Origin of the sequence: Paenibacillus sp. FSL R5-0923 (assembly GCF_038009145.1) — a bacterium.
Classification (GTDB): domain Bacteria; phylum Bacillota; class Bacilli; order Paenibacillales; family Paenibacillaceae; genus Paenibacillus_AQ.
Genome location: NZ_JBBPAT010000001.1, coordinates 1,840,099 through 1,856,549 on the forward strand (window position 1 = coordinate 1,840,099; position 16,451 = coordinate 1,856,549).

At 43.4% G+C, this 16,451-nt stretch carries 20 protein-coding genes and 1 riboswitch; of the genes, 15 read left to right on the plus strand and 5 right to left on the minus strand.

Annotation, left to right across the window (positions count from 1 at the left end):
• The first annotated feature begins 34 nt into the window (after positions 1 to 34).
• The 8 genes from MKX35_RS08240 to MKX35_RS08275 all read left to right on the plus strand — a co-directional run bounded on the left by MKX35_RS08240 (position 35) and on the right by MKX35_RS08275 (position 7,442).
• Positions 35 to 520: a DUF456 domain-containing protein gene (locus MKX35_RS08240; RefSeq protein WP_076285251.1), complete on the plus strand. Its 486-nt coding sequence runs from the start codon at positions 35 to 37 to the stop codon at positions 518 to 520.
• A gap of 27 nt (positions 521 to 547) precedes the next feature.
• Complete coding sequence (locus MKX35_RS08245) at positions 548 to 2,176, plus strand: putative polysaccharide biosynthesis protein (RefSeq protein ID WP_076300348.1); 1,629 nt, start codon at positions 548 to 550, stop codon at positions 2,174 to 2,176.
• Positions 2,177 to 2,254: 78 nt separating this feature from the next.
• Entirely contained in the window at positions 2,255 to 2,599 is a 345-nt protein-coding gene (locus MKX35_RS08250; protein WP_042194485.1) for a thioredoxin family protein, read from the plus strand.
• A gap of 89 nt (positions 2,600 to 2,688) precedes the next feature.
• The gene (locus MKX35_RS08255; RefSeq protein ID WP_076285250.1) at positions 2,689 to 3,666 is read left to right on the plus strand and encodes a COX15/CtaA family protein; all 978 of its coding nucleotides are present in this window, start codon (positions 2,689 to 2,691) and stop codon (positions 3,664 to 3,666) included.
• A gap of 109 nt (positions 3,667 to 3,775) precedes the next feature.
• Positions 3,776 to 4,510: a Cthe_2314 family HEPN domain-containing protein gene (locus MKX35_RS08260; protein ID WP_076300347.1), complete on the plus strand. Its 735-nt coding sequence runs from the start codon at positions 3,776 to 3,778 to the stop codon at positions 4,508 to 4,510.
• Positions 4,511 to 4,610: 100 nt separating this feature from the next.
• A riboswitch (SAM riboswitch) is annotated at positions 4,611 to 4,750 on the plus strand.
• Between the two features lie 100 nt (positions 4,751 to 4,850).
• Positions 4,851 to 5,867: a methionine ABC transporter ATP-binding protein gene (locus tag MKX35_RS08265; RefSeq protein ID WP_076300346.1), complete on the plus strand. Its 1,017-nt coding sequence runs from the start codon at positions 4,851 to 4,853 to the stop codon at positions 5,865 to 5,867.
• Positions 5,867 to 6,526: a methionine ABC transporter permease gene (locus MKX35_RS08270; RefSeq protein WP_076285248.1), complete on the plus strand. Its 660-nt coding sequence runs from the start codon at positions 5,867 to 5,869 to the stop codon at positions 6,524 to 6,526. Before MKX35_RS08265 ends, MKX35_RS08270 begins: the two co-directional genes overlap by 1 nt.
• Positions 6,527 to 6,584: 58 nt before the next feature.
• Positions 6,585 to 7,442, plus strand: coding sequence for a MetQ/NlpA family ABC transporter substrate-binding protein (locus MKX35_RS08275; RefSeq protein ID WP_076300345.1), 858 nt, complete (start codon positions 6,585 to 6,587; stop codon positions 7,440 to 7,442).
• A 155-nt stretch (positions 7,443 to 7,597) separates the two neighbouring features.
• Here the strand turns inward: MKX35_RS08275 and MKX35_RS08280 are convergent, their stop codons facing one another.
• Complete coding sequence (locus MKX35_RS08280; protein WP_042130899.1) at positions 7,598 to 7,846, minus strand: NifU family protein; 249 nt, start codon at positions 7,844 to 7,846, stop codon at positions 7,598 to 7,600.
• A gap of 81 nt (positions 7,847 to 7,927) precedes the next feature.
• On the opposite strand from MKX35_RS08280, the gene MKX35_RS08285 reads away from it, so the two are divergent.
• A complete protein-coding gene (locus tag MKX35_RS08285) occupies positions 7,928 to 8,182 on the plus strand; it encodes a YuzB family protein (protein ID WP_076300344.1) in 255 nt (84 codons plus the stop codon).
• 68 nt (positions 8,183 to 8,250) lie between these two features.
• Here MKX35_RS08285 and MKX35_RS08290 read toward each other — a convergent pair whose 3' ends face one another.
• Together MKX35_RS08290 and mqnE are read right to left on the minus strand one after the other, a co-directional pair.
• Positions 8,251 to 9,312 (minus strand): NAD(P)/FAD-dependent oxidoreductase, encoded by a 1,062-nt coding sequence (locus MKX35_RS08290; protein WP_076300343.1) that lies wholly within the window; start codon positions 9,310 to 9,312, stop codon positions 8,251 to 8,253.
• Between the two features lie 50 nt (positions 9,313 to 9,362).
• On the minus strand, positions 9,363 to 10,469 hold the full coding sequence (gene mqnE / locus MKX35_RS08295) for an aminofutalosine synthase MqnE (RefSeq protein WP_076285245.1): 1,107 nt from the start codon (positions 10,467 to 10,469) through the stop codon (positions 9,363 to 9,365).
• 371 nt (positions 10,470 to 10,840) lie between these two features.
• On the opposite strand from mqnE, the gene MKX35_RS08300 reads away from it, so the two are divergent.
• Both MKX35_RS08300 and MKX35_RS08305 read left to right on the plus strand, forming a co-directional pair.
• Positions 10,841 to 11,200: a HesB/IscA family protein gene (locus MKX35_RS08300; protein WP_042191575.1), complete on the plus strand. Its 360-nt coding sequence runs from the start codon at positions 10,841 to 10,843 to the stop codon at positions 11,198 to 11,200.
• A 100-nt stretch (positions 11,201 to 11,300) separates the two neighbouring features.
• Positions 11,301 to 11,753, plus strand: coding sequence for a GNAT family N-acetyltransferase (locus MKX35_RS08305; RefSeq protein WP_076285244.1), 453 nt, complete (start codon positions 11,301 to 11,303; stop codon positions 11,751 to 11,753).
• 67 nt (positions 11,754 to 11,820) lie between these two features.
• Here MKX35_RS08305 and MKX35_RS08310 read toward each other — a convergent pair whose 3' ends face one another.
• Complete coding sequence (locus MKX35_RS08310) at positions 11,821 to 12,030, minus strand: hypothetical protein (RefSeq protein ID WP_042191571.1); 210 nt, start codon at positions 12,028 to 12,030, stop codon at positions 11,821 to 11,823.
• Positions 12,031 to 12,360: 330 nt separating this feature from the next.
• Between MKX35_RS08310 and MKX35_RS08315 the strand changes: the two genes are divergently transcribed.
• Together MKX35_RS08315 and MKX35_RS08320 are read left to right on the plus strand one after the other, a co-directional pair.
• On the plus strand, positions 12,361 to 13,023 hold the full coding sequence (locus MKX35_RS08315; protein ID WP_042191569.1) for a YheC/YheD family protein: 663 nt from the start codon (positions 12,361 to 12,363) through the stop codon (positions 13,021 to 13,023).
• A gap of 314 nt (positions 13,024 to 13,337) precedes the next feature.
• The gene (locus MKX35_RS08320) at positions 13,338 to 13,481 is read left to right on the plus strand and encodes a sporulation histidine kinase inhibitor Sda (RefSeq protein ID WP_036685584.1); all 144 of its coding nucleotides are present in this window, start codon (positions 13,338 to 13,340) and stop codon (positions 13,479 to 13,481) included.
• Positions 13,482 to 13,612: 131 nt separating this feature from the next.
• Here the strand turns inward: MKX35_RS08320 and MKX35_RS08325 are convergent, their stop codons facing one another.
• On the minus strand, positions 13,613 to 14,587 hold the full coding sequence (locus tag MKX35_RS08325; protein ID WP_094877850.1) for an NAD(P)/FAD-dependent oxidoreductase: 975 nt from the start codon (positions 14,585 to 14,587) through the stop codon (positions 13,613 to 13,615).
• A 331-nt stretch (positions 14,588 to 14,918) separates the two neighbouring features.
• Here MKX35_RS08325 and MKX35_RS08330 point away from each other — a divergent pair, with 331 nt between their 5' ends.
• Positions 14,919 to 16,112 (plus strand): NAD(P)/FAD-dependent oxidoreductase, encoded by a 1,194-nt coding sequence (locus MKX35_RS08330; protein WP_042130890.1) that lies wholly within the window; start codon positions 14,919 to 14,921, stop codon positions 16,110 to 16,112.
• A 1-nt stretch (position 16,113) separates the two neighbouring features.
• The gene (locus MKX35_RS08335) at positions 16,114 to 16,392 is read left to right on the plus strand and encodes a hypothetical protein (RefSeq protein ID WP_042191567.1); all 279 of its coding nucleotides are present in this window, start codon (positions 16,114 to 16,116) and stop codon (positions 16,390 to 16,392) included.
• The last annotated feature ends 59 nt before the right edge of the window (positions 16,393 to 16,451 follow it).

Consider the following 16,451-nt stretch of genomic DNA (forward strand, 5'->3'; position numbering starts at 1 on the left):
CCATAGAGCATATTTGCTATTAGGAGGTTAAGTGTTGACGATCCTGGGTTGGATTCTTATTATTGCTTTATTTGCCGTAGGGCTAGCGGGGGCTGTGTACCCTATACTGCCGGGTGCGCTTGCGATTTATCTTGCCTTTTTCGTATATGGCTGGTTCTTTTCTTTCGAGCCTTTTGGTGTCTGGTTCTGGATCATTCAAACGCTGATCGTTGTAGTTTTATTTATTGCTGATTACGTTGTAGGGGCGTGGGGCGTTAAGAAATTTGGCGGCTCACGTTCATCGATTATCGGGAGTACGATTGGGCTAATCATTGGTCCTTTTGTAATCCCAGCCTTTGGACTTATTATTGGTCCGTTTCTGGGTGCCTTTATAGGAGAATTGATCGTAGGTTCTTCACCAGCTAAAGCTGCCAAAGTAAGTGTAGGATCAATACTTGGGTTGTTTAGTAGTACTGTTGTCAAAATTGTGCTACAAATTATTATGGTCGTCCTCTTTTTTATATGGGTCGTCCGGTTTTAATTTTAACAGTGAAGAAGGGGAAATGGTTTGTCCAAGAAAGAGTCTTTCGTAAAAGGCACGCTTATCCTTGCTGCTGCAGCTTTGGTGGCAAGGGTACTCGGGCTTGTTCAGCGGGTGCCGCTGGATCATATTTTTGATGATGTGGGGAGAGCATCATTTGGGGTATCGAACAATATCTATTTAATGCTGCTCACCGTGGCTACAGCAGGTATTCCAAGTACGCTCAGTAAAATGGTCTCCGAGCGGTACGCTCTGAATCGTCCTGAAGAGGCGAGACAAGTGTATCATGCAGCATTGCTGTTTTCAGTAGCAGCAGGGGTAATCATGACGGCCTTGCTGTACATAGGCGCTCCGTTCTATGCGACACATATTGCTGATGTACCTGAATCAGCGATGGCAGTTAGGGCTATTGCACCTGCGCTTTTACTTTTTCCGGCAATTGCCATGATGCGTGGATATTTTCAAGGGCGCAACAATATGATGGCTGGTGGTATTTCACAGATTGTAGAGCAGTTCGCTCGCGTACTAGTCGCTATTTTACTAGCTTATATTCTATTACAGCAGGGGTATAACAATACAACTATAGCTGCGGGAGCATCCTTCGGTAGCGTAATTGGTAGTATTGCAGCATTTGGTGTCATGATTTATTTTGCAATCAAGCTGCGCCGAGAGGATAAACAGCAAGGATTAAATTACAATACCACTCAAAAATTGCCGATTTGGGGAATTTACAAAGATATTTTCACACTATCAATTCCGATCGTGCTCTCTTCACTTACGATTCCCGTAGTGAATGTAATTGATACTTCTTTGGCTGTTCCGCTGCTTATCGATCAGATGGGTAGAGAGAGTGCAACAGCAGCTTTGGGTATACTAACCACGCGTGCTCAAAGTGTGGCCGGAATTCCACCGGTACTAGCCATTGCACTAGGAACCTCGCTGATTCCGATCATTTCAGCTGCTTATGCCCGTCGGGATGAGGGACACTTGAAGAAGCAAATTACACTTGCTTTGCGGATTTCTATCCTGACAGGGATGCCAATTGTGTTGGCACTTGTGGCAGCAGCTTATTCTGTAAACGGGTTATTGTTCAGCAGCTTGGACGGAAGCGGAATTGTGGCGATGCTTACGATTGGAACGATCTTTCAGATCACCATGATGACAACGAACTCCATCTTGCTCGGTATGGGCAAATCACGCATTTCAATGTATTATGTGCTAGTGGGTATTATTGTTAAATTAGTCGCAAGCTTCTTACTAAGTAAGATATTTGGGATCTACGGGATTATCGGCGCAACAGCACTTTGTTTCGTAGTTATTACTATTCTTAACTTACGGATGCTGAAATCCATTGTACCTTTCGAAATTATGGGTAAACGGTGGGGCGGCTTCGCAATTGCGGTTCTGGTGTCCGGTGGTATTGGTTTTGGACTTAACCAAGCTGGAATTCTGTTAACAGATCTAATGCCTGCACGTCTGGCATTTCTGATCACTTGTCTTGTTGTAGGGGCCGCAGTTGTTGTTATTTATCTGGTCATGCTAATTGTACTGGGTGTGCTTACTAAACAGGAGATCTCCAGTTATCCGCGTGCATTGCAAAAATTGTTGAATCCGCTGATGAAATTGCAGCCTGCGCGTGTTCGTATGAGAGAATAAGTTTGACTTCTGCATGACATTTTGCTTCACTTAAAGAATAGAAATTTGACAGATATGGAAGAAAGGACTGAACAAGCTATGGATAAAATTAGTTCTCCTGCTGAATTTCAGGTAGCCATTCAATCTCCTCGATTAACTGTAGCCATCTTCAAGGCGGACTGGTGCTCGGATTGTAAATTTATCGATCCTTTTATTCCTGAGGTAGAGCAAGCCTATGCAGATCGTCTAACGCTGGTTGAGGTTGACGTTGATGCTGTGGGTGACGTTAGTCAGGAACAAAATATTATGGGTATTCCAAGCTTTGTCGCGTATTCCGATGGGCGTGAATTGGTTAGATTCGTTAATAAATTACGTAAATCCCGCGAGGAAATTGAGAATTTCCTTGATAAAGCGGTTCAAGTGCATCAAAGCCTTCAACAGTAATTCCGGAAAACCACCGCTTTCGCCTGTTCGAGCAAAAGCGGTGGTTTTTTAAGATGCTTCTTCATTACTAAAAACTGCGGGTGATATTTTTGTCGACAAATCAGTTGAAATGGCTTAGTTATCTTACTTGCCTTATCATGTTCCTCGCTGTACTAGGGGGAGCGGTTGTAACGAAGACTGGATCGGGATTGGAATGTGGAAATGAATGGCCGCTCTGTCATGGGAAATTGATTCCGGCCTATACTGTAGGTTCGATGATTGAATACACCCATCGCTTGTTTAGCGGATTGGCAGGGTTATTGTCACTTGCCTCGATGATTGCCTTTTGGCGTTATGCTCGAAATCGGCGGGACTTGTTAGTATATGCATTCATGACGTTGCTGTTTGTAATTGTTCAAGGTGGTATGGGAGCGCTTGCAGTGATTAAATCCCAATCTGCTGCTGTAATGGCACTGCATATGGGCTTTTCTTTGATCGCTTTTTCAAGTTCTCTAATGCTGGCTCTAGGAACTAAAAGGCGACATGAAGCAGGTGAGTACGATCCTAAGATGGAGCTTCAGAAGAAACCCGTCAGTAAGGCTTTCCGCAATTTAACCTGCTTCACGGCCTTATATTCCTATGTTGTTGTTTATATTGGAGCCTTTGTTAGTCATACGGATTCGCGCGGTGGATGTTCTGGCTGGCCGCTCTGTAACGGTGAATGGGTTCCTGAGCTTTCTGGGGGAGTAGGTATTGTTTTTACGCACCGGATTGCGGCTTTGATCTTATTCATTCTTACTGCGGTGCTTGGACATTTAGCTTTTTGGAAACATAAGGATTACCCAGAGCTAAGAGCTCTTGGCGTAGCGGCTGTTCTGCTGTGCTTGATGCAGGTATTTAGTGGAGCTGCTGTTGTTTACACACTAGATAATGAAAGATTGTACATATTTGCCGCTTTGGCTCATATTTTGTTGATCGCTAGTTTGTTTGGTGTCTTATGTTATATGAGTGTAAGAGTCTGGCAGCTGAATCGCGCGAGAAATGTAGTTGTTGAAAAAAATCCAACGAATCCAATGACACCGTTGTAACACCCTTGGTAGAAAGTTCCCACCGTGGATAGAGTCGCTTTACCTGCGGAATAATAAAGTGGAAATCGGTATATCGTGGTGCTGGACAAAACTTTAGGAGGACTGGGATATGCTGCGGGTTATACTTGGAGAGCCGCCTCGAAAGAACAGCGGTGTATTGGCTGACGCGATGGAGAACATGGCCACATTTGCAGCCTTACTGCGCAAGGAAATGAACGCTCATGAGGATAATGACCATGAATACCGCAAGCTGGAGATTTGGACACGTGGATTGATCTCCTCATTGGATGAATTGGAGCAAAGCTGGTTCGCAGCTGCTTTTTACCGGAAATCGGTAATCGCTGGTTATATGGATGATATGTCACCAGTGGAACAAGGCGATTATGCGCGGTATGTTTATTTTTATAAAGATGGATTTATTCGTGTGTTCTCTCTTCTGGACAAGCTTGGAACGGTACTGAATCATTTTTATGACCTCAAAACTTCCAAATTAAAAACGCACTTTTCTTATTTTACAGTACTGCGTCAACTTCAGTTATTGAATGTGCATCCTGCGCTAGCAGATCAATTGGAACAGATCAAGAACTCTTATCGTGATCCACTGGAGAATCTACGCAAGCGCAGAAATGCTGAAATTCATTATATGAATTCCGAAATGCAGGATGATTTATGGCAGCGGCATCAAGGCTTGCATGACAAAATTCAGCTTGAGGATTTAGATAGCCATCTTGAGGATTTAAAGCAGTCCCTTGAAATGAACTGTAAAACATTAATCGCGGCATTCAGCTACAGCAATGAACAGCTGCGTAAGGAAATCAGCAAGGCAAAGCGTGTACAAACCTAAGCGTTCAAGATATTTCCTTTTGACAAAAAACAAGAAACTTACTATACTTATGCTTGCATTAAAGTCTGTACGAATTCAAATATAAAATTTCATACTCTATATCTTATCGAGAGTGGCGGAGGGATAGGCCCGATGAAGCCCGGCAACCGATTTGTATACAGCGCGATTAGCGTTATGTACAAATGTCATGGTGCTAATTCCTACAATGACGCAAGGTTTGTGGTCGTTGGCAGATGAGAAGGCATTGTCTAAATAAACACACAGAGCCTCTTGCGATCTGCATCGATCGTCGGAGGTTTTTTTGTATGGAATAAGTGAAATATAAAGGGGGCGACGAGCGTTGATTAATCTAAAAGGAATAACAAAGGTATATGGAAAAGGCAGCCATGCGGCTACAGCACTTTCCGGATTGAATTTGTCTATCGAGAAAGGTGAAATATTCGGAGTTATTGGCCATTCTGGAGCGGGGAAAAGTACATTGATCCGTTGCATTAATCTGTTGGAGCGTCCGACAGAAGGGGAAGTATGGGTAGATGGCATTGAACTAACTAAGCTTACTCAAGGTCAGCTGCAGGAACAGCGGCGCAAAATTGGGATGATTTTTCAACATTTCAATCTGCTATCTTCTGCGACGGTGTACGATAACATTGCTTTTCCTCTGCGACTCACAGGCACCTCGAGAGCAGATATTGATACTAAAGTGAAAGATTTGCTTGCCTTAGTGGGGCTTGAAGAACACCGGGATAAATATCCCTCCCAATTATCAGGCGGACAAAAGCAGCGGGTCGGCATCGCACGGGCACTTGCCAGCGACCCTGATGTGCTGCTGTGTGACGAAGCAACCTCTGCGCTTGACCCACAAACGACAGACTCTATTCTTAAGCTATTGCTCGATATTAATAAACGATTCCATCTTACCATTGTGCTGATCACTCACGAAATGCACGTGATTCAGAGCATCTGCGACCGTGTTGCGGTCATTCATGGTGGTGGTATCGTTGAGCAAGGTAAAGTTACGGAGGTATTCCTGAAGCCGCAGCATGAGGTCACTCGCGATTTCATTCGCAGTGAATCACAGAATGAGGGACCCCTTCGTACGGCGCTTGACGCTGCTGCTGGGGACAACTCTCAGGCCGTCAAAATTACTTTTTTTGGAGAGAAGACCTACGGCTCTGCACTTTCCAATGTAGTACGTGAGACAGGTGTTAGCTTCGCCATTCTGCATGGTACCATCTCAACGATAAAAGACGTACCTTATGGACAAATGATTGTTCGGTTCGAAGGTCCAGCTGAAGCGATCGCTGTGACGATAGCCGAACTAACCGCTCAAGGCCTTGAAGTGGAGGTGATTTCGTAATGAATTTCGCAGACTTAAACTGGCAAGAAATGATGGATGCTACAGTTGCTACCTTGCAAATGTTAATATTCTCTGGATTGTTCACAATTATTCTTGGTTTACCACTCGGAATTGTATTGTATTTATGGGGAAGATCGAATAGTATAGTAATCAGAGTAATTTACTCGGTCTTATCGTTCGTCGTAAACATCCTACGTTCGGTACCGTTTATCATTTTGATGGTAGCATTAATTCCATTTAGCAAAGCCGTTGTTGGAACTTCCATCGGAGTACTCGGTACGATTCCACCACTCGTGATTGGTGCAGCTCCATTCTTTGCTCGCTTGGTGGAAACGGCATTAAGAGAAGTGGATCGTGGAGTAATCGAAGCGGCGCAAGGGATGGGAGCATCCACGAATCAGATCGTTATGCGTGTTCTTTTGCCAGAGGCTCGTCCAGGTCTGCTCGCTGGGGTTACGATCACACTGGTTACACTGGTCTCCTATACGGCAATGTCCGGGATGGTAGGCGGCGGCGGGCTAGGGGATCTAGCGATTCGTTACGGATATTACCGATATGAGAAGGAAGTTATGATTATCTCTGTAGTCTTAATGGTCATACTGGTGCAACTGCTACAAATGGCCGGTGATCGACTAGTACGACATTTCACACGGAAATAAGGTACGTCCATATATAGCCTTATTCATACAAATACCAAGGATAAGAGGGGGATTTAAAATGAAAAAATTACTACTTACTTTTTTTAGTCTGACACTGGTTGTGGTGCTGGCTGCTTGCGGCAATAACAATAATGCTTCTAACTCGGCTGCTACTAATGCACCAAAAGATGGTTCTGCAACTGAGTCATCTGCAGAACCTGTAAAATTGGTGGTTGGTGCTTCACCTGTTCCACACGCTGAGATCCTAAAAGCTATTGCTCCATTGCTTGAAGCGCAAGGAATTAAATTAGAAATCAAAGAATTCACTGACTATGTTCAACCAAACGTTCAGCTTTCAGAGAAGAATCTGGATGCTAACTTCTTCCAACATCAACCTTACCTGGATGACCAGAATCAAAAGAACGGTTCGGATCTAGTTTCTGTTACAGCCGTTCACGTTGAACCTTTTGGTGCTTATTCCAAAAAAATCAAATCCATCGACGAGCTGGCTGATGGTGCGAAAGTAGCCATCCCGAATGATGCTACAAACGGTGGTCGTGCACTGATCTTGCTTGCCAAAAATGGACTGATTTCTTTGAAAGATGATACCAACATCACATCTACCCAAGCAGATATCACTGAAAATAAGAAAAACCTTAAAATCATCGAGCTAGATGCAGCAATGTTAGGTCGTCAATTGGATGAAGTAGATCTTGCCTTGATTAACACTAACTATGCTTTGGAAGCTAACCTAGTTCCTACTAAAGATGCTTTGTTCATTGAGGGTACGGACTCCCCTTATGCTAACATTCTGGTAACTCGTCAGGACAATAAAGACTCCGACGCGATCCAAAAGCTGGTTGCTGCCCTGAATTCTCCAGAAGCTAAAGCTTTCATTGAAGAGAAGTACGAAGGTGCGATCATTCCAGCATTTTAAGACAGAAAGCTAACTTAATCTCTAATACAGCATAAAGCCCGCTGCCTAACGGCAAGCGGGTTTTATGCTGTATGTTGTAGGGGAAGTGTAAATCCTCTATAATAAGAAAATCCCGATCTCCTGAAGAGGAGGATCGGGAATGATATTGAATGGGATTAGAATACTTGCATAACTTCTTGTACGCCTTCTACTTCTTCAAGAAGGGCGCGTTCAATCCCGGCTTTCAAGGTGATCGTGGAGCTTGGGCAGCTGCCGCAGGCACCCATAAGTTTCAACTTAACGATGCCGTCTTCTACATCGACCAGTTCAACGTCGCCGCCATCGCGTTGCAGGAACGGACGAAGCTTATCCAGCACTTCCAATACTTCATCATACATTTCGGTGCTTTGTGCATTCTCACTCATTTCTCAATCACTCCTTTCATAAGTTCATTATAGTACAAAAAGTTAAAAAATAAAATGGTTAGGCGGAATAGGGAGATCATCATGAGACCAATTATTGAATTTTGTGCCAGTAACATGGGTCACGGAACAGACAAGCTAATGCATAAGCTGGAGGAAAATCCAGATTACGATGTGATCGAATACGGATGCCTGAACAATTGTGGGGAATGTTATTTAACCCCGTTTGCCATGGTTGAAGGGGACATCATTGCAGCAGATACTGTTGACGAGCTAGAAAAGAAAATTGATACTAAAATCAAAGAGCTAGAGGCTTGGTTTAATATGGACCTTGATTAAATGCTTTTTGTGGAAAATAAAGGGCTGCTCTTTTTCGTATTTATAACGGAAAAGAGCAGCCCTTAGGTTTATCCTAAAGTGCGTTTTGACATCCAGAGCACCCCGCTCTTAAGGATACGGGGAACCCGTCCTTTGACGGAGCGTTGGCCCATCAGACCAAATCCAGCTTTCTTGCCTAGTGAGCCTAAGGTACCCTTTAGACGAATAGGATGAAGCTTAGGGGTCTCGCCGCGCCACATGGCTTGAATAACCTGAGCAACCTGCTCACCCTGCGCTCCTGCGGCTTGTGCGCTTGGAGCGAATGGCAGGCTGGCACAGTCGCCAATTACATACACTTCTGGATAATCAGGTACACGATAATATTCATCCAGAATGATTCGTCCTCCGCGATCCTTCGGGACTGTTAATTCCTGAACAACCTTCACCGGTTGGATCCCTGCAGTCCATACCGTAACATCTGAAAGAATTTCCTCTGTACCGTTAAAAAGTGCATCTTTCTCTACATGGGATACAGAGACACGTCCAAGTGTCTGTACTTGATGGTGGTGAAACCATTCCTCCACGTACTGTGACAGCTTCGCAGGAAAGGCGGACAAGACACGTTCACCGCGGTCCAGAATAGCAATATTAAGGTCTGGACGGCTCTCCCGAAGCTCTGCCGCCAATTCCACTCCACTTAGTCCACCGCCTACAATGTTTATTGTTCCATAAGGCTTCACATCGTTTAAACGTTGATAAGTTTCGCGTGTTCCTGCAAAGGTCTGGATACTGCAAGTATATTGATCAGCTCCAGGGATGTTATGGTAATTGTCGGTACAACCTAGTGCAATGGCAAGAATGTCATAAGACACAGTCTCGTCAGGCTCCATTGTAACGATTCTGCTGTCCAAATCAATGGAAGTCACCTCACCGTAACGGATAGTGAGACGGGGATGAACCGGAAACTGGATCCGCAAGTGATAGTCAGTTACTGTACCTGCGGCAAGCGCATAATATTCCGTTTTGATTCCTTGATAAGGCATTCGGTCAATTAAGATAATTTCAATATCCTGAGGAAGGTGATTATTGAGCAATTCTTGAATTAGGGCCAAGCCGCCATAGCCGCCGCCCAGAACGAGTAGTGTTCTCATGCTGACCGAACTTCCTTTCCAATATAGGATAACGGATCTAAGGTAGTCTTTTATTCGTACACCTTTATCGCATTGTAGAACGTGTCGCGTTCTACTGGAATTCGTCCAGCACCTTTTACTAACCAGATCAATTCATCACGAGTGAGGCCTTCAGGTGTTAAGGCACCAGCCGCATGGCTAATGCGTTCTTTAAGAATAGTACCATGGACGTCAGAAGCACCGAAGTTCAGTGCAACCTGTGTAAGCTGAGGACCGATATTAATAAAGTAAGCTTTGATGTGATCGAAATTATCCAGCATCAATCGGCTGATCGCAATCGTCTTCAGATCCTCATAAGCGGAGTTGCGGCGCATAATTCCTGCATTCTTGTTCTTAGGCTGCATAGATAATGGAATGAATACCATAAAGCCATTGGTTTCATCCTGTAGATCACGAATCTGCATCATATGCCGGATACGATCCTCATGAGATTCAATCGAGCCGTAGAGCATAGTCGTATGGGTCTTCATGCCAAGCTGATGTGCTGTCCGGTGAACTTCTAGGTATTCTTCCACATTAGCCTTATCTACACGCATTTTTTTACGGTATTGATCGGATAATATTTCTGCGCCACCACCGGTAAGCGTCTTAAGTCCAGCAGCACGCAGCTGTTCCAGCACCTCACGAATACTCAACCCGCTAATTCGGGTGAAAAAATCGATTTCGGCTGCAGTGTATGCTTTTAAGGTTACCTCAGGAAAACGTTCATTCAAGGCTTTTAAAGAATCCACGTAATACTGGAAAGGAACCTTGTCATTATGACCGCCTACGATATGGAATTCGCGCACACCTGGATGAATATGCTGTTCGACATATTGCACCATTTCCTGACCGGAAAGGGTATAAGCACCCTCTTCTCCATCATCCTTGCGGAAATTGCAGAATGCACAGTGAGATTCGCAAACATTGGTGAAATATAGACTCATGTTTTCGATAAAATATACCCTGTTGTTGTTCTTTGCAAGATTGACTTCATTTGCTAATTGGCCAATCGTAAGTAGGTCGTTACTTTGATATAAATAAACGCCATCTTCTAAATTCAATCTTTCGCCGCCACGAACTTTTTCAATAATGTTCATCATTCGGGCGTCTGTTTGGGGGGTGAAAAGAGTAGACATATTATGAATTCCTCCTGAAAGTTTTACGGGGTCCATTGCCCGCAGATAATTCCCAGACTTACCCAGATGGTAGCTGTTCATTCATGAAAATAAAGCGGAGGGTTATCCTCCGTGACAAATTTCCGAATTTTTACTTATGTTTGCCTTCCTTATTATAAACCTCTCTTATAAGGGGATCAACAGCTGGATATGGATGGTTTATTTTGGTGCGGCAGGTCAGGCATAAGGCAGTTGTGACTTGAGGGTAATGGAATAGTCGGTTATACTGAGTTTATTAAGTATATATTTTTAAGAAAGTAATTTTTGACCGGAAGGTCCCTTAAACATAAGTTTTTCTGTTGAAGTAAGTTAATTTATAGGAGGATATGATCATGATTAATATTAGCGAAAAGGCAGCAGAACAATTAAAGGCGATGCTTGCTGAACAAGAAGTGCCGAACATGTTCCTCCGTATTGGAGTAACGCCCGGTGGTTGCAGTGGATTCTCTTACGCTATGGGCTTTGATGATAATGAAACCGATCAGGACGTATATATGGACATCCAAGAAATGAAGGTTGTCGTGGAGAAAGAGAATCTTCGTTACCTTGATGGTCTCGAAATTGATTTTGAAGAATCCGGCATGACAGGTGGTTTCACCATTAATAACCCGAACGCTACTGCAACCTGTGGCTGTGGCTCAAGCTTCCGTACAGCTACGGATGCAGGAAAACCGAACGAAGAGCCTTGCTAATCGCGACGTTACGCCTTCAAGCCCCATGTTGAGTTCTACAACACGGGCTTGGAGGCTTTTTTATTCTCAATGACAAAAGTCATCACAAGGAGCTCTAAGCATGCTAATTAGGAAATTAAACGCAGAAGAACAACCACCCTTACATTTGTTGTTATTAGCCGATCCTTCCCTAAGTCTTGTTGAAGCGTATTTAAAAAGAGGGCAATGTTTTGTAGCTGAAGTGGAGAATTGCATTATAGGTGTCTATGTTTTGCTACAAACGAGACCTGAGACAGTGGAGCTAGTAAATATAGCCGTTGATGAGAATCAGCAAAGTAAAGGGATAGGAAAGCAGTTGGTCTATCATGCGATTCAGAATGCGAGATTACTTGGTGCGAAGACGATTGAAGTGGGTACGGGGAATTCTAGTGTAGGACAACTGGCTCTTTATCAGAAATGTGGATTTAGAATTACCGGAATCGATAGAGATTTTTTTATCAGACATTATAGTGAAGAGATTGTTGAAAATGGGATCAAGGTAGTGGATATGATCCGTCTTACGCTAGATATATGAGTGACATAAAAGCAAAAGCCCTCCGATGGAATTCCTCGAGAGGGCTTTTGTTTGTTCCTGCGTACAATTAGGCTGGAATAATAAACTTATAATTAATCATAAACACGATGAGCCCTGCGGCTCCAAGGGAAAAGGCAATACAGCCAGCACCCAGTGCTCTGCGCCTGTCTTTAATGAATTTAAAGCCAATAGCGCAGATCAGTATAGTCGTTCCAGCCAATACGATGGACATCCCAAGCATGGCCACCCAATATAATACCTCGAAAAACTGAGCCATTCCGAGCCCTCCCCGCGCTGTTTTTTAGCGAGCCTCTAATTCATTATTATATAGTAGGAATTGAAAATGTAACCGCTATTAATAATACAACGATTTTGAAGATTATTCTAGTTATAGTGAACTCATCCATTGCGATTTAGATGTCGAATGTTCAGAAATGAGGTTCTACAAAATCTGCAATCTAACCTGCGAGGTTGAGAATGTTGTCGATACAAGCTCTAAGCCCTTTTTGCTAAGAGCTTCCTCCTACACGGACAATCATACAAGAGGGTGGGGCCTTTTCTGAGTAATGTATAGGGTAGGCTGGAATGTGAAAGGAGGGAAAGGACGATGTCGGGAAGACAATTGGCTAGCAAATGGTTGAAGACAGAAGCATTGCTCAGTGACGCGAGGGTTTCTCATTATATACCAATGACGAGGGTGTATTCGGCTGACTCACTGTTAGCCATGCTCCGGAGATACGGAAATGTTGTTATTAAACCAATAGTTGGCGGTGGAGGCTACGGTGTAATTAAAGTGTTTCGGGATAGTCGAGGTTATGGATTTACTTATATGGACAGAACTCGAATTTACAAGGACTTTAGATCCATGCGACGAGCGCTTCATTTCGTCAAGGTTAGACGTAAATATTTGATTCAACAGGGGATTTCTCTCGCCAGAATTGGTGGGCGTCCTATTGATTATCGGGTCAAAGTAGTGAGAAATGGCGGTGTTTGGGAGTTTCGCTCTATGGTGGGAAGATTGGCCCGGCCTGGCCTGTTCGTAACTAATTTATGTAAAGGAGGCACGATGCTTTCTTGTCGAGAAGGACTTCGCAGATCCTTGCCTCGAATTAAAGCCTCAGCGAAGAAAGCAGAAATGCGCAGGCTAACGCTCGTATGTATCGAACTGATGGAGCGGCATTTCCCTGGAATAGGCGAACTGGGTTTTGATTACGCCGTGGATTATTCAGGTAAAATATGGATTCTGGAGGTTAATACAAGACCTCAGTAAATTAACAAAAATTTTAGAATTGACGATAATAGAGTAGTAAGATAAAATTGCGTTTAGTTGCGTTCTTTTGGGGTAAATTATATTGTAATTTATTTACAATAAAAATATATTTTTAGCTGTATACAAGTGGTTCAGTCCTGTGTATAACTATTATCCCCATATTCCACTGTGCAGTTATCACCTTTGTAACGCTTACGCACATATTATACACAGGATTTCCACATGTACTTGTGGATAACACGAACGCTTGTTCGAAAAATGATAGTTTGATATGATAGATTCAGATCCAAATACAGGAAAGGTAGATGAACGTTATGGTTGAATTGTCCGATGAGATGCTTCTAGACTCTTACCATAGAGCGATAGAACTGCAACTAGAGCATGATTTCATCGCTCTTCTACTCGTTGAGATTCGCAAACGAAACTTACACTCTCCAGTTCATGCGGTTCTTCATTAAAAGAGCGCAAAGTATACCTTTGTAGCTGGCTACATATAAATAAACCGCGAGTCACAAACATAAAAGGGTATCCTGATAGGCTAGTATTGATAGGCCTGTCAGAATACCCTTTTTTATTGTGGTAGATTGAATTAGAGTTTCATATTACTACTGTGTCCTGGTGAAAGCTTGGCTTCCGGATCGATGTAGACTTTTGCATTATTCACAGCCGTTGGGGCTTCGCCGAATCCTACAGCAATTAGCTTCAGCTTACCTGGATATGTGGTGATATCGCCGGCTGCAAAGATTCCCGGAATACTCGTTTCCATACGTGAGTCAACGACAATGGAGTTCCCTTCAATATCGATACCCCACTCTGCAATGGGTCCCAGAGAGGAAACAAATCCGAAATTGACGATTACACTGTCGACTTCGATTTCTTGTGTTTCCTTGGTCTTGATATGAGATAAGGTAACCTTAGTAATAAACTCGTCACCATGCAGTTCTGTAATTTCAGTAGGTGTAATTACGTTAACTTTGGAAGCCATCAGATTCTCTACGCTGTGCTCATGCGCACGGAATTTATCCCGGCGGTGAATCAGGGTTACTTGCTCCGCGATCGGTTCCAGCATTAGTGCCCAGTCTACTGCGGAATCTCCACCACCGCTAATCAGAACTTTTTTATCTTTAAAGGCATTTAAATCATTTACAAAATAATGAAGGTTGGCTTTTTCAAACCGTCCTGCGTCTGGCAGTTCTAAACGACGAGGTTCAAAAGCGCCTACGCCAGCTGTAATGATAATAGCTTTACTGTGATATTCTGCTACATCAGTTGTAACAACAAAATGGCGTTCGTCCCGTTTCTGAACAGAAATTACTTTCTCCTCCAGCCGGATATTCGATTGGAACATATCCATTTGCCGTGTCAGGTTGTCAACCAATTCTTGTGCAGTTACTTTTGGAAAACCTGCTACATCATAAATGTATTTTTCAGGATAAAGTGCAGCAAGTTGTCCTCCCAATTGGGGCATACTTTCAATAAGTGTTACTGATGCCTGACGCATCCCACCGTAAAATGCGGCAAACATGCCAGCTGGACCGCCACCTATGATTAAAAGGTCGCTCATAGGAACGCCGGATTGCTCTTGTGTCACGGGATATTACACCTCCGAGTTGATATATTCATTTTGCCATACTTGTATTCTTTCTTATTATAAACATTGTGACACATACCTGCAAAGAAAGACTTTAGAACACAATAAGAATGTGACGTTTTTTAGTATTTTAATGTTTGATTAATAGTACACTAAGGTTTACAATGGATATGGTCAATTTAGAAATCCTTTAAGTTTGATTGGAATTTCTTCTAAATATAAGTGTATAAATTCACAAAAAGGACCGTACATTGTTTCAATAAAAAATACAAAGACAGATTTACCTCTTGGAAGGAGCCGGAACATGAGTAGTATTCCCAAAATCGTAATCTTAGGCGCGGGCTATGGGGGTATTTTGACCGCACAGCGCTTACAGAAGGCTTTGAACTATAATGAAGCGGATGTCACGCTCGTAAACCGTCACGAGTACCACTATTTTACTACCCATCTACATATGCCTGCCGCGGGTACAGACAGTATTGAACACACTCGGGTGTCTATTTCTAAACTAATCGATGAATTCAAGATCGATCTCGTTAAGTCATCTGTTCAGGAAATTCGTACCCAGCAGAAAAAGATTATTTTGGAGGATGGTACTCTTTCGTATGACTATCTCGTCATTGCTTTGGGCGGAGAGCCTGAAACATTCGGTATTCCAGGACTTGATAAATACGCACTGACGATCCGGAGCATCAACTCCGTTCGTTTGATTCGTGAACATATTGAGTATCAATTTGCCAAATATAAGAACGAGAACAATGCTCAGGAGCATATTAATTTCGTAGTCGGTGGTGCCGGCTTTAGCGGAATTGAATTTGTGGCCGAATTAGCTGACCGCATCCCTGGGTTGTGCAAAGAATTTGACGTTGATCCAAGCATGGTAAATATATATAACATAGAAGCTGCTCCAACAGCTCTGCCTGGATTTGCTCCAGAACTTGTTGAGTATGCGATGAACTTGCTCACTAAGAAGGGTGTTACATTCAAGATGGGCGTTGCGATCAAAGAATGTTTACCAAACGGTGTAATTCTGGCATCAGGCGAAGAGATTAAGGCTTCTACAATTGTCTGGACAGGCGGAATTCGAGGGAATCGTCTGATTGAAGCTGCAGGATTTGAAGCTATGCGTGGACGTGTGAAAGTAGATGAATATTTACGTGCACCAGGCCAAGACAATATCTTCATTATTGGAGACGGCTCCTTGATGATCAACCCAGAAGGACGTCCTTATCCGCCAACGGCACAAATTGCTATGCAACAGGGAGAGTGCTGTGCACATAATTTGGTGGCTGCGATCCGTAATCAACAACCCAAGAAATTCGCATTCAGCAATAAAGGAACAGTAGCTTCTCTAGGTAAAGGTCAAGGGATTGCTGTAGTTGGCAGCAAAACTTACAAGGGTTGGACTGCAGCTCAATTGAAAAAAGTTGTGGATATGCGCTATTTGTTCATTATCGGTGGGATTCCGCTGGTTCTGAAAAAAGGAAGATTTTTATAAGATGCGTCACTGCAGCGTGCAGGTGCGTGGATTGCTGACCCGAGAAGAATTGGACCGATATAACGGACTGATTGAGGTTGGATCTTATCTGGAGGATCAGAATCAGTACGATCTAGCGTATGTTGTTCAAAAGGAAATTGATCTGCTCATTCTCCCTGGCATTGAACGCTTAAAGGAAAAAGGGCGAGCGCGTGACAGGGCTACGGCTGAATATTTGGAAAGTCTGCGTGATGATGAAGATGACAGCGAAGAGGATGAGGAAGCAGGAACTTCGTTATAGCATTTAAAAAGGGTGAGTCTCCATAAAGATCTGGAGACTCACCCTTTTTATTATTACAA

Bases quoted from the DNA above. Each gene is read 5' to 3' on its own strand.
- MKX35_RS08250 (WP_042194485.1), top strand. From the start codon at position 2,255: ATGGATAAAATTAGTTCTCCTGCTGAATTTCAGGTAGCCATTCAATCT.
- MKX35_RS08260 (WP_076300347.1), top strand. From the start codon at position 3,776: ATGCTGCGGGTTATACTTGGAGAGCCGCCTCGAAAGAACAGCGGTGTA.
- MKX35_RS08270 (WP_076285248.1), top strand. From the start codon at position 5,867: ATGAATTTCGCAGACTTAAACTGGCAAGAAATGATGGATGCTACAGTT.
- MKX35_RS08275 (WP_076300345.1), top strand. From the start codon at position 6,585: ATGAAAAAATTACTACTTACTTTTTTTAGTCTGACACTGGTTGTGGTG.
- MKX35_RS08280 (WP_042130899.1), bottom strand. From the start codon at position 7,846: ATGAGTGAGAATGCACAAAGCACCGAAATGTATGATGAAGTATTGGAA.
- MKX35_RS08285 (WP_076300344.1), top strand. From the start codon at position 7,928: ATGAGACCAATTATTGAATTTTGTGCCAGTAACATGGGTCACGGAACA.
- MKX35_RS08290 (WP_076300343.1), bottom strand. From the start codon at position 9,312: ATGAGAACACTACTCGTTCTGGGCGGCGGCTATGGCGGCTTGGCCCTA.
- mqnE (WP_076285245.1), bottom strand. From the start codon at position 10,469: ATGTCTACTCTTTTCACCCCCCAAACAGACGCCCGAATGATGAACATT.
- MKX35_RS08300 (WP_042191575.1), top strand. From the start codon at position 10,841: ATGATTAATATTAGCGAAAAGGCAGCAGAACAATTAAAGGCGATGCTT.
- MKX35_RS08305 (WP_076285244.1), top strand. From the start codon at position 11,301: ATGCTAATTAGGAAATTAAACGCAGAAGAACAACCACCCTTACATTTG.
- MKX35_RS08310 (WP_042191571.1), bottom strand. From the start codon at position 12,030: ATGGCTCAGTTTTTCGAGGTATTATATTGGGTGGCCATGCTTGGGATG.
- MKX35_RS08315 (WP_042191569.1), top strand. From the start codon at position 12,361: ATGTCGGGAAGACAATTGGCTAGCAAATGGTTGAAGACAGAAGCATTG.
- MKX35_RS08320 (WP_036685584.1), top strand. From the start codon at position 13,338: ATGGTTGAATTGTCCGATGAGATGCTTCTAGACTCTTACCATAGAGCG.
- MKX35_RS08325 (WP_094877850.1), bottom strand. From the start codon at position 14,587: ATGAGCGACCTTTTAATCATAGGTGGCGGTCCAGCTGGCATGTTTGCC.
- MKX35_RS08330 (WP_042130890.1), top strand. From the start codon at position 14,919: ATGAGTAGTATTCCCAAAATCGTAATCTTAGGCGCGGGCTATGGGGGT.
- MKX35_RS08335 (WP_042191567.1), top strand. From the start codon at position 16,114: ATGCGTCACTGCAGCGTGCAGGTGCGTGGATTGCTGACCCGAGAAGAA.